Origin of the sequence: Gillisia xinjiangensis (assembly GCF_046298265.1) — a bacterium.
GTDB classification, from domain to species: Bacteria; Bacteroidota; Bacteroidia; order Flavobacteriales; family Flavobacteriaceae; genus Gillisia; species Gillisia xinjiangensis.
Window position 1 is genome coordinate 70,323 of the sequence record NZ_JBKAHK010000003.1, and the last position, 13,158, is coordinate 83,480.

The 13,158-nt window shown below is 39.2% G+C and carries 8 protein-coding genes; 6 read left to right on the plus strand and 2 right to left on the minus strand.

What is annotated here, in order from left to right; genetic code table 11:
• Positions 1-65 precede the first annotated feature (65 nt).
• On the minus strand, positions 66-1,106 hold the full coding sequence (locus ACKGJN_RS05485; RefSeq protein ID WP_409538443.1) for a LacI family DNA-binding transcriptional regulator: 1,041 nt from the start codon (positions 1,104-1,106) through the stop codon (positions 66-68).
• Between the two features lie 291 nt (positions 1,107-1,397).
• On the opposite strand from ACKGJN_RS05485, the gene ACKGJN_RS05490 reads away from it, so the two are divergent.
• The 6 genes from ACKGJN_RS05490 to ACKGJN_RS05515 all read left to right on the plus strand — a co-directional run bounded on the left by ACKGJN_RS05490 (position 1,398) and on the right by ACKGJN_RS05515 (position 10,065).
• A complete protein-coding gene (locus tag ACKGJN_RS05490; RefSeq protein ID WP_409538444.1) occupies positions 1,398-4,319 on the plus strand; it encodes a SusC/RagA family TonB-linked outer membrane protein in 2,922 nt (973 codons plus the stop codon).
• Positions 4,320-4,345: 26 nt separating this feature from the next.
• Positions 4,346-5,947 (plus strand): RagB/SusD family nutrient uptake outer membrane protein, encoded by a 1,602-nt coding sequence (locus ACKGJN_RS05495; protein WP_409538445.1) that lies wholly within the window; start codon positions 4,346-4,348, stop codon positions 5,945-5,947.
• A 16-nt stretch (positions 5,948-5,963) separates the two neighbouring features.
• Positions 5,964-7,085 (plus strand): SusF/SusE family outer membrane protein, encoded by a 1,122-nt coding sequence (locus tag ACKGJN_RS05500; RefSeq protein WP_409538446.1) that lies wholly within the window; start codon positions 5,964-5,966, stop codon positions 7,083-7,085.
• Positions 7,086-7,176: 91 nt separating this feature from the next.
• A complete protein-coding gene (locus ACKGJN_RS05505; RefSeq protein ID WP_409538447.1) occupies positions 7,177-8,622 on the plus strand; it encodes an alpha-amylase in 1,446 nt (481 codons plus the stop codon).
• 190 nt (positions 8,623-8,812) lie between these two features.
• Positions 8,813-9,226 carry a transposase gene (locus tag ACKGJN_RS05510; RefSeq protein ID WP_409538448.1) on the plus strand — a complete coding sequence of 138 codons (414 nt, stop codon included), beginning with the start codon at positions 8,813-8,815 and terminating at the stop codon, positions 9,224-9,226.
• Positions 9,227-9,228: 2 nt separating this feature from the next.
• On the plus strand, positions 9,229-10,065 hold the full coding sequence (locus ACKGJN_RS05515) for an IS3 family transposase (RefSeq protein WP_409538449.1): 837 nt from the start codon (positions 9,229-9,231) through the stop codon (positions 10,063-10,065).
• A gap of 58 nt (positions 10,066-10,123) precedes the next feature.
• Here ACKGJN_RS05515 and ACKGJN_RS05520 read toward each other — a convergent pair whose 3' ends face one another.
• Positions 10,124-12,730, minus strand: a complete 2,607-nt coding sequence (locus ACKGJN_RS05520; protein ID WP_409538450.1) for a cellulase family glycosylhydrolase — start codon at positions 12,728-12,730, stop codon at positions 10,124-10,126.
• Positions 12,731-13,158: the final 428 nt, after the last annotated feature.

The window sequence follows — 13,158 nt, forward strand, 5'->3', positions numbered from 1 at the left end:
ATATTAACGGAAGTGAAAATATGGGTTCTGACTATTCTTTCAAAGGAGCAAAGATATACTTTTTTTCAAAAGCTCAAAGCAAAATCTTTTTTGGTAGAGTTTCGTTCTACCAATCCTGTTTCAATAATTATCGTTTCATACGCCTCCTCATCAGAGTCTTCACTTTCCAGTTTTTTAATCAATAAGCGGGCAGATTGGGCACCCATTTCAGCTCCATGCTGACTAACTGTAGTCAAACTCGGGATAAAGCGTTTAGACAATTCCCCATCGGTAAAGCCAATTACCGCAACATCCTCAGGAACGCTTAGTCCTTTTTCCTGGAAGGCCTTGATGGCATAAATAGCGAAATGCTCGTTAACAGCAAACACCCCATCTAAATCCTTATTTTTTAAAAAGTTCTTTATCTCCGGTTCGCTTAAGTCAAAATCATCAATTTTAAGGATCAGGCTTTCATCTACTTCCATCCCTTTTTCTGTTAACGCCTGGAAATAACCCTCTGTACGCAGCTTCCCAACACTAACATAATCTACAGTTGTGATCAATCCAATTTTTTTACAACCTATTGCAATTAGCTTATCGACTGCTTTCTTTGCTCCTATTACGTCATCTATTACCACTTTATCGCATTCAATCTCATCGATCACCCGGTCAAACATCACCAGGGGCATTCCTTGTTCTATTACTTCCGTAAGATGATGATAATCCTGTTTTAGTTGGGTTTCCTTTGCCACAGAGATTATAAATCCATCGGTACTTCCGTTTGCCAGCAATTCCATGTTTATCACTTCCTTATCAAAGGAATTATTGGACATACATATAATTACATGGTAGCCCTTTTCATTTGCAACCTGCTCTATACCACTTATCACGGTAGTAAAAAAATGATGAACGATCTCAGGAATGATAACCCCAATGGTTTTTGACTTTCGGTTCTTAAGACTTAATGCAATATTATTGGGCTTGTAGTTATATAATTTGGCGAAGGCCTTGATTTTTTCACGCGTATCCTCACTAATTTCAATGCTATCCCTCAAGGCCTTCGATACAGTAGATATTGAGACATCCAACTCACTGGCTATATGCTTTAATGTTAGCTTCCTTTTCATACTATTTCATTGTTTTAGAGGACATTTATAACATCCTGAAATCATTGCCCTGTGTGAGAAAAATTTTCTGATGGATGTTTTAAATTCTTGGTTTCAAGCTTTTCAACTCTGCGCAAAATTATCATATTAATATTAAGAAAAACGTTAAAACAAGAAAGTTTTCAACACGAAAACGTTTGCGAAGATTTTCTACAGCGAGCTTCTTAAAAGTTAACCTAAGTTTTACATACTTTTAACAAACGGAAGCGAAAGTATTAATTTTAATGTTTAGTTAAATCAATAATAATATTTATGAAAAAATTATTTAAAAGTACTTTGTTGCTGCTATTTATGCTGCCAATGAGCTTTTTTGCCCAACAAACAGTAAGTGGAACCATAACAGAAAGTGCTACAGGTCTCCCCATCCCGGGAGTTAATGTTATCTTAAAGGGAACCACCAATGGAACAACCACAGATTTTGATGGTAATTATACTATTTCAGAAGTGAATGAGAATGATGTTCTGGTTTTTTCCTTTTTAGGTTTTATGCGACAGGAAATAACTTTTACGGGACAGAACACAATTAACGTGCAACTGGACGAAAGTGCCTCTGCACTGGAAGAAGTGGTTTTAATTGGTTATGGTGCTACCACAAAACAAGATGCTACGGGAGCTGTTGAAAAAATAAGCCCCGGATCCTTTAACCAGGGAGCAGTTATTTCTCCTGAACAGCTTATTGCAGGAAAATCTGCGGGAGTTAGGATTACCCCTGGAAGTGAGCCTGGAGGAGGATCGGAAATAAGAATTCGTGGGGGATCTTCCCTTTCCGGAAACAACTCACCACTTATTGTTGTTGATGGAATTCCATTAGATCAAAGAGGTGTGCAGGGAGTGAGAAATCAACTGAATGCTATTAACCCAAATGAAATTGCCGATTTTGTGATCCTAAAGGATGCTGCGGCAACTTCTATTTATGGTTCGAGAGCATCCAACGGCGTTATTCTTATAACTACCAAAAAGGGGAATTTAAATTCAGATTTCACCATGTCCTATGATCTTAAAACATCTGTAGGTGAAATAACCGATAAAGTGAATGTTTTAAATGCAACACAGTTCAGAAATATAATTGAAAATACTCCGGGTACAGATCCTTCTTTATTAGGAGATGCCAATACGGACTGGCAAGATGAGATTTACAGAACATCGGTAGGTGCAATTCACAATATCACAGTTGCACAGGGATTCGACAACTTTACCTATCGCGTAAACCTGAACAGAACAGACCAGCAAGGGGTTTTAAAAACCGATCTTTATGAAAGAAATGCGGTGAATATAAGCCTTACTCAAAACCTGTTTGACAATGATCTAAAAATCACCCTGAACAGCAAAAATATTGTTGATCGCAATCATTTTGCAGATCAGGGAGCAATAGGATCTGCAGTTAGTTTTGATCCTACACAAAATATTTACGATCCAACAAGCCCCTTCGATGGTTTCTTTGAGTTTAGAACAGGAAATGCCCTTGGGAACCAAATGGTACAAGCTACCAGGAACCCTCTTGCGCTCCTGAATCAGCGAAGCAATAATGCTGAAAACCTAAGAAACATCACCAATTTAAATTTGGACTACCGTTTTCCTTTTCTTCCGGATTTAAGATTTAACCTTACCGGAGGAATCGATTATTCAGAATTGGATGGGTATGAAACAAGACCTGTAACTTCTGCAGCAAACCTTCAGGACAGGGCTTTTGAAAATGAATACCGCGGATTAAATAGAAACTCATTACTGGACTTTTATTTCAATTACAAAACCAATGTGGAGGCTATTAATTCCAAAATTGATTTAACCGCAGGACACTCTTATCAGGAATTTTATGTGTGGAGCAAAAGCAGGTTTACCCAAAACAATGCCTTTGTAAATCCTCCGGAAAACATAAACAGAAATGCTTTGGAATCTTATTTTGCCAGGGCGAGTTTTGATATTGCCAACAAGTATTTGATTTCTGCCAGTTACAGACGAGATGGATCTTCAAGATTTTCAGAAGATAACCGATGGAGTGATTTCCCATCTTTGGCTGTTGGATGGAAATTGATGAACGAACCTTTTATGCAAAATTCCGCAACCTTTTCTAATTTAAAATTACGGGCGGGATTTGGAGTAACAGGAAACCAGGAAATAGGACCTAATTATGGTTACCTGGGTGTTTATACTCCAAGCCAACAGGGGGCAAACGTACAGTTTGGACAAAATTTCGTTGGAACTTTACGCCCGGAGGGGTTTGATGAGGACCTAAAATGGGAAGAATTGCAAACCTATAACGTAGGATTGGATTTTGGATTTTTTAACAATCGTATTTCTGGAAGCGTAGATGCGTATTACCGTACCACCGAAGATCTTTTGGCTACAGTACCCGTGCCGGCTGGTGCAAATCTTACAGATTTACTTACCACCAACGTTGGTGAAACAGTAAGTAAAGGTATAGAGGTTTCCTTAAACGGAATACTGGTACAAACCGAAAATTTTAACTGGGATATGAACTACAACATCTCCTTTCAGGATTTGGAAATTACAGGGCTATCCCTTGGAAATGATCCCAATTTCTTTATTCCTCAAGGAGGAATTTCAGGAGGTGTAGGGAACAACATCCAGTTATGGAAAGAAGGTTTTGATCCTACCACATTCTTTGTGTACCGCCAGGTATATAACGAGCAGGGACAACCAATTGAAGGTGCTTATGTAGATGTGAACGGAGATAATGAAATTACAGAGGCCGATCGTCAGGCTTATAAAAAAGCAACTCCAGACTATTTTATGGGACTTACAAACACATTTAGCTATAAAAACCTGGACTTAAGTTTTACCTTTAGGGGGAACTTTGGAAATTACGTGTACAATAACACGCAATCGGCAAATGGATTTGTAGGTGCGGGAACAGTTACTCCACAGCCTTATTATTCCAACCTGAATTCCAATGTTTTGGAATCCAATTTTCAGAACAGTCAGTTTTTCTCAGATTATTATATCAGTAGTGCCAATTTTATAAGACTGGACAACCTTTCTCTTGGATATTTGATCCCGGGAGACGATGTAGATTTTCGCGCCACTTTAACCGGAACCAACTTGTTTGTTATCACAAATTACGAAGGACTGGATCCGGAGATTGGCAATGGAATAGACAATAACTTCTACCCAAGAACACGAAATATCGTGTTGGGACTTAACATCACATTTTAAATAATAGAAACACTAATATAATAAGTATGATCTATAAAAAATTAAGACCTGTTTTAATCATCTTTATAAGTAGCCTGCTATTGTGGTCTTGTGCAGATGATTTGGATTTAGCTCCGGAAGACAACAGGCAAACGAACCAAACAGTTTTTGACAGTCCGGAGGCTTACAAGCAATTTCTGGCTAAACTTTACGCCGGATTATCCCTTAGTGGACAACAAGGCCCTGCTGGTCAACCTGATCTTGCAGGTTTAGATGAAGGTTTCTCCAATTACATGAGATTGTATTTCATGATGCAGGAACTTACAACAGATGAGGCCGTAATTGGCTGGAACGATGGTACCATTGCCGATCTTCACGCTCATAACTGGACTTCAGGAAATGAATTCATCAGAACAATGTACAGCAGGATTATGTATCAGGTAGCGCTTACAAATGAGTTTCTAAGACAAACCAACGATGTCGCACTGGACAGTCGTGGTGTAGATGGGGAATTACGGGCAACTATCCAGGAATATCGTGCTGAAGCTCGTTTTCTTAGAGCTTTGAGCTACTACCATGCCATGGATCTTTTCGGAAATCCTCCTTTTGTAGATGAAGATGATGCCATTGGGGCATTTCTCCCGGAGCAAATTCAAAGAGCCGATCTTTTCTCATTTATTGAATCTGAATTGCTTGCCATTGAAAATGAAATTATTCCGGCAAGACAAAATGAATATGGACGTGCAGATCAGGCTGCTGTTTGGATGTTGCTTTCCAAGATTTATCTAAATGCTGAAGTATATGTAGGTGCAAACAGAAATGCAGATGTGATCAACTATACAACTAAAGTTATTGAAGCAGGATTCAGTATTCCGGATGCTCCCTATCAAAATTTATTTTTGGCGGATAACGATACCAACGGATCTCAAAATGAAGTGATTTTCCCAATTACATTTGATGGGTTAGAATCTCAATCCTATGGCGGAATGACTTTTATTATTCACGCAGCAATAGGGGGATCTATGGATCCGGATGAATTTGGTGTAAACGGTGGTTGGGCCGGATTAAGAACTACCCCTGAATTTGTTGATACGTTTCCAAATGGAGCTGACTCCGATGATTCAAGAGCTATGTTCCATACAGATGGTCAAAACAAGGAAATTAACAGCATATCTGCTTTTACCGATGGTTATGCGATCACAAAATATAAAAACGTAGATGTAAACGGAAATCCCGGGAAAGATAGTACAGGTGATTTTCCCGATACAGATTTCCCTATGTTTAGATTGGCAGATGCCTATTTAATGTATGCTGAAGCAGTTGTTAGAGGTGGTGGAGGAAGTACAGCACAAGCTGTAACCTATATCAACGAATTAAGAGCGCGCGCTTATGGAAGTTCAAATGGGAATATTTCAACTTCCGATCTAAGTCTTGATTTTATAATGGACGAAAGATCAAGAGAACTATATTGGGAAGCTCATAAAAGAACAGATCTTGTGAGGTTCAACCAATTCACTGAAAATGGGATCTGGGCATTTAAAGGTGGTGTTCCCCAGGGAGCTACTACGCAACCCTTCAGAAATATTTTCCCTATCCCGGCATCAGACCTGGGCGTAAATACCAACTTAACTCAAAATCCTGGATATTAATTTTAAAAAAAATAAAATGAAAAAACTATCAATCTTATTATTCGCATTCGTAGCATTCTCAGGAATATATTCCTGTAGCAGTGACGATGACGTGGTCTTTATTGCACAACCAGATGTTAAAGGAATAAACTTTACCAACAGCTTCAACGCAAGTTACATTCTAACACCTGCCACTGCAACAAATGTGGCTGAACGTTTTGTTTGGAATACCGTTGATTTTGCATCTCCAACCAACATCACCTATGAATTACAGGGATCTATAGATACCGACTTCACCAACTTTGATGTTATGGGGACAACCGGTGATAATAACCTTGCGGTAACCGTACAACAAATGTTGAACCTTGCAAAGGATGCCGGATATGATGCAGATCCAAATACCGAAGCAGCCAATTCTGGAGCGCTGTTTTTTCGTGTTATTGCCTACGCTGGAGATAACGCCGGGAATAGCAATGCGCAGAATTCAGAAGTAAAATCGGTTACTGCAATGTTACCGGAAGGAGAACAAGAAGAAACCCTTAAAAACTTGTTTTTGGTAGGTGATGCTACAGCTGCAGGATGGAATCCAAATAACAATAATACTCCTTTATTTAGATCGGCAGACAATCCAAATGTGTATAATTATACAGGATATTTTGGTGCCGGTGAATTTAAATTATTAGAAGTTAGAGATTGGCAACCACAATGGGGACTTGATAACGGTTCTTTAACCAATAGTGATCTATTAGGTGGTGATCCAGGTTCATTTTTAGTGAGTGCGGCGGGCTATTACACACTAATTGTTGATATTGATGAGATGACATATTCCTTCGACCCATTTGATGCAAGTGCTGCTGACACCTATAACACCATTGGTGTGATAGGTGATGCCACGGCAGATGGATGGGATGCAGATCAAGATATGACGCAATCTGCGTTTGATGCGCATATTTGGTATGTAACCGGAATAGAATTGGGAGATGGGGAAATGAAATTCCGTGCAGATGATGACTGGACAGATAACTGGGGTGGAGATACTGCTATGAGCGGAGTTTCATCTTTTGGTGGGCCAAACATCCCTGTATCGGCAGGTACTTATGATATTTGGTTTAACGATATCACAGGACGCTATATCTTTATACCTATAGTTTCAGAATAACAAACCGTTGAATCATTAATTAAAGCTGCCTGGTATAATGGATTGAAATACATCCAAAATATTTAGGCAGTTTTTCATTAAAAATAAAAAGATGAAAAAAAGATTATTGTTTTTTAGTACTATCATTTCACTTAGCCTGGGTCTTAATGCCTGTTCTGGTGATGATACTGCGGTAGATACGACCGACGATCAGGGTGTAGAAATTCCTGTAGTACCCGAAGAAGCAACTGCGCTAAACCTGGAGAACTATAAGAACGGTACCGGGGTTATGATGCAAACTTTTTACTGGGATGTAGAACCACGCCACGAATGGTGGAAAATCATCAATGAAAAAGTGGAAGGTTGGGCAGAGGCAGGAATAGACCGTTTATGGCTACCCGCAGTGAGCAAAGGCCAGTCCGGAGGCTATTCTATGGGTTACGACCCTTCCGATTATTTTGATTTTGGGGAGTTTATGCAGCACGGCACTATTCCTACCCGCTTTGGGACCAGAAGTGAACTGGAAACCTTAATTGCCAATGCACACAACAACGATCTGGAAGTGATTGCGGATATTATCCTAAACCACAATTCGGGCGGAGGAAAGGAATTTAATCCTTTCAGAAACAAAGACACCTATACCCTTTTTGATAAAACTGCCGGAAATGCTTCTGGAATGTTTGATCGCGATTTTAACAGTTTTCATCCAAACGACATCCATGAACGGGACGAAGGAGATCTTTTTTATGATGAACAAGACCTTTGTCATCATCAGGAATATGTGCAGAACTGGTTATGGAAAGATGAAAATTCGGTAGCAAAATATTACAAGAACACAATGAAATTTGACGGCTGGAGATTTGATTATGTAAAAGGCTTTGGACCCTGGGTGATCAAAGAATGGATGGAATCTGTAGGAGGATTTGCCGTTGGTGAGAATTGGGATGGAGATGCCGCTGTTCTTGAAAAATGGGTAGAAGAAACAGGGGTTTCTGCTTTTGATTTCGCAGCTTTTTATAAATTGGAAGAAGCGCTGGACCGGCACGATGACCTTACCTATTTAGGACGGGATATGCTTAGAAAAACCTACCCGGACCAAGCGGTTACTTTTGTTGCCAATCACGATACGGAAAAAGACACCAATGAAGATAACAGGATATCCTCAGGCAATAAGATGAAAGCCTATGCATACATCTTAACCCACGACGGGTACCCAACGATCTTTTATTCAGATTATGAAAATGAAGGATTCCAGGATGAACTGAAACAATTGATCCTGATTCACAATTCCCTGGCCACCGGGGATGTGGAAGTTCTTTATAATGATAATGATGAATATGTGATGAAGCGAAGCGGAAATGCTTCAAATCCAGGATTGATCTTGTACATCAATACCAGCGGAAACACCAAGCGAAGAAGCGTGGTTACTAACTGGACCGGTGAAAAATTGATGGACTACAGTTTCCAGTCTTCCCATTCTCCGGAAACAGGTGGAGATGGTACAGTAAGCATTGAGGCTCCTGGAAATTCTTACAGTGTTTGGTCTATTATGGAATAATATAGAATTTTGTCTTTAACTTCAAAAGCGGCCATTGGCCGCTTTTGAAGTTAATTTCTAACACCGAAAAATCCTTATTTGGGTTGACTTTCAATTATGAAAACCCAGCAAATCTTTCAGAAGTTTTCTTTCTTTGGTGTCTATGCCTGAAATACGTTGACCGTTTAAGGTTGGATAAAACTAATCAAAAATGGCAAATTTAGAAGGTTTTAAAAAGAGTTTTGACAAACGATTGTCTCGTAATTTTGGTGAGAAGTTTAAAAAGGATATGGTGAAGCGTATCGAGAACAACGAATTTAGCGTTCGGGAGATTTCAACTCTTTATGGTGTTTCCACTACTGCGATATATAAATGGGTCTATAAATATTCTATCTTGTATCAGAAAGGGTACAGGCAAATAATAGAACCTATGAGTAGCACAAAGAAGGTAAAAGAGCTGCAGGCAAGGATTAAGGAGCTCGAGCAAGCCGTTGGCCAGAAACAGATGAAGGTGGATTTTTTGGAGAAGCTTATAGAGATAACCGAAGATGACCTGGGCATTGATATTAAAAAAAAAGCTGGTTCAAAACCCAAGTCTGGTTCTGGGAACACCGTAAAGGAATGAATATGAGCTTAAATAAATTCTTTACTGCCATAGGTACGAGCAAGCAGTCTTTCCACGCAAAGTTGGATAGGCAAATGTCAAAAAATGAGGCAATGGCACAGCTCGAACTTGTGGTAATGGAAGTCAGAAAAGACCATCCAGGGATGAACCTTAGGGATCTTCATAGGCTTATAGCACGAGATTTTGTGGGCAGGGATGCCTTTGAGCATTGTTTTCAATCGATGGGCTATGGGGTTCAAATTAAAAAAGCCTTCAGGCGCACTACAGACTCCTCAGGTGTCATACGCTTTGACAATCTTATCGAAGGTTTTGAGTTGGATGGTGTCAACCAGATCTGGGTGAGCGATATAACCTACTATAGGATAGGGGATGTTTTTTATTACATCACTTTTATAATGGATCTTTATTCTAGGTTGATCGTAGGTCATAATGTAAGTCGTAGCCTAAGGACAGAATATACCACCATACCTGCCCTGCTCAAAGCGATCAAGAGACGTAAAGATATAGCATTAAATGGGTTGATTTTTCATTCAGACGGAGGCGGACAATATTACTCCAATGATTTTAGGAAGGTTACATCCAGAGAAAGAATACGGAACAGTATGGGGATATCAGTTTATGAGAACCCGAATGCCGAGCGGCTCAACGGGATCATAAAGAACAACTATGTAAGGCATTATGTCCCTAAAACCTTTGATGAACTGGTTAAAATGACTGCTAAGGCAGTAAGAATGTACAATACAGAAAAACCTCACAGTTCAATAGGGAAAATGAACCCGGTAGAATTTGAAAATAAAAAGAGATGTTTAAGAGAAAAAGAATCAATAAATGTATATTAACATTCAACTAAAAGCGGTCAATGCTATATAGGCATGGACATGGAACGAATACTAAACCTTATTCCTCCAGCCTGAAACTCGTTATTCCAATCTCCTGACTATTATTCACTTCTTCCTCCTCCAATCCTGGCCCAATAGATACCTGAATGGCTTCTGCATTGTTTAAATCAAATCCGCCGGTGTTATTATGTTCAAAATAATACGGAAGGAATGAAGGATAAGGCCGCGGCAAAGTGACCGTTTTAACCGATTGTAAATTAGAAAGTTTTATCACATATTCTCCCTCCCCGGGCTGCAGTTCTATTATTTCCCCAAAGCTGGCGCCATTTTTATTCACAAAGGCGACCTGGATCTTCTTTGATTCCCCGGAAAGACTCCTCCCGCTAACTATCAGGTTATTATAATCCGAAAGTTCCCCGCTTCTGCCTTTGATTTTATCCTGAAAATTATATCTGAAAGAATAGTCATAAACAGGTGCTGCGTTCAGATTTTCTTCATCTTCCCTGAAAAGTTCTTCCACCCTGACCTGATATTCCGCTTCTCCCGGTCTTGTTCCCGGAACAATTTGATTCCCGCGTCTCCACTCCCCTACTATATAATCTGAATCTGTTGCTGCATTAAATAAATAGAGAGGACCTCCAACTTTTTGTATTCGGGTAATGTAGGAAGCTGTTTCATAAAAATCCCATTCCCCCGGATTTCCTTTGCCATTTGCAGGAAAAGTTCTGCTCCCGCTTGAAGTAAAAACTATGATACGATACTTTAGAAACCCATTTTTAAACAGATTTTCTGGCACCGACATTTTATAGGTAAAGGCTTTATCCCTTTGAAGTGCTGCAGATTCATAAACAGCGCCGTTCTGAAACCATACCTCAACTTTTTCAATGGGTTCATTGGAAACTATTTCAGCTGAAATATCCAAAGGAGAATTTTCTGATACCTCCTTTATCGCTTCGTGACGGACATAGATTTTTTCCACCGTGGTTTCAGGAGCAAAAAAATCGCCCAGTTTTATAGTCTTCCAGCTTTGATTTGAAGCATAGGAATCCGAAACTCCAACATTTTTCAACAAATAAGTTCCAGGCTCAATTCTGAAAGATTTCCCAGTTGCTTTGGCCATAAAATCATTTCCTTCATTTAAAGTCTCAATACTGAAATTTTCCTTCAACCCAGGGAGATTAAGTGTCATTTCCCAATTTCCCCAGTTGATAACTGCGACAGTCTTCTCCAGGTTGTTTTTTCCAAAGGGGTTTTTCACCAAAATAGCATCGGGCATAACTTCCAGTCTCCATACGCCATTGTCTATTTTATCCAGAAAATAGGCTCCATTTCCTTCATAATTCACCAGTTCAGAACTGCCAACGCCAGCTAATTTCCTGAGTTTTGAACGATCTTTGGGTTTATGTGAATTATCGTTGGTGTAAATGAATTCTTCTTCAGAATTATACACCCCCAGATCTTCTTCATAACTGATCTCAAAATCATCAAATTTAAGGTTTTGAGGATAGGTTCCCAGCTCCGTATTCATTGGCACCTCATGGAAAATCTTCCCACTTATCATAAGAGCCAGTGCCTTGGAAGGCGTGTACGCAAGGTTCATATAATGCGTATTATACTCTGTATTTGCGTGCGCCATATAAGTAGGATCCCAGGCAAAATGAGTTGCAATTTGGATCCCGGCTTCCCTGAAACTCCTCGCCATAGCCGGATACATGTAAGATTTCATCACATCGGCCGCATCAAATTCATACACCAGTTTGGCGGCATTATTTTCTTTTATCACATCGTTAAAAGGAATGATATATGCATTCACATTCGGCAATAAATTGCCTTCCAGTTCTTTTTGAAAACCAAGCCCGGTAGGATACCACTGAAAAGTCCCACCCTGTATATCGGCATTAAAATAAGCTTCGGCTAAATGAGTGCTATGACTCACATTGTAGAAAATGGGTTTTTTAGTGCCCGTGCTGCGCATGGACGTAACCATTTTTTGAACAAATTCTGTAACTTCTTCTGCGGAAGCTTTATGGTGTGGTTCATTGCTTATTTCAAAAGCGATGATGTTGGGCTCATTTTTATAAGCAACTCCCGTATAAGGATTTACATGATTTAAGAATTGGGCAAGGTAATTTTCCTGTGCTTTGATGGCTTCAGCATTGGTAAGACTGTTTCTCTTTCCGTATTTATGAGAAAATCCCGGAGTTTCCTCATCCGGCTCGGGCCAGCCATTTCCCCAATATGCAATGGGAGTTATCATAAAATTGATATCACGGTCTTTTAGCTGTTTCAGCAGGTGATCAAATAATTCCAGATGTTCGTTTTCCAGCAAATTCCCTTCAGCATCGCTTATTTCGGTATCCCAAACGTGAATGCGGTATAAATCGAAATCCAGCCTGGAAAAATGGTAAACATCATTATCTATCGCTTTTCTTAAATCTACCCCTAATTTTTGTGCCGAACGAAATCCGTGAGCAAAAGGAGCCGAATAATTAACTCCGAAACCCTTCACTTCCAAATCGTTGTGACCCCAGCGCATCACGCCACTTTCATCTACATAAACATCTTCTTTTTCCTGCGGAAGTTGAGCAATGGAAATTTCTGATACTAAAAAAAGCAACGCAAAAATTCCAGTGGGAATTAACCTTAATAATACTCTTAATTTCATCTGTTTATATTTTCGTTTTATAATGGTCATATATAATTCGCATATTCTGACCGGTGTTTTTATCGTATTTCCGTTATGCGCATTTCATAAATATATTGATCTATGTAATTTAAATATTGTGCTTTTACAGAAGTAAAAATAAACGGATTTTTTAGAGCAATTTCAGAAGTAAATTTAATTTAAGCTTCCAGGATCCCAAATAATTATTATTCATGTATTCGTGTCCAAACTTTACCTTAATGCTCTTTTAAACCACGAACCTAACTTTGTCTTCAGGCAGGTGCACGAATAAAATATAAAAAACTCATCAATGTTTAAATTCAATTACCGAAGTTCAGAGCGATCAACTATTTTGTCTCTAATTTACAATAGCTACCGAATTTTCAGAGAAAGATTCAAACTCTTACTCAATGGCATTTTGAATTTCG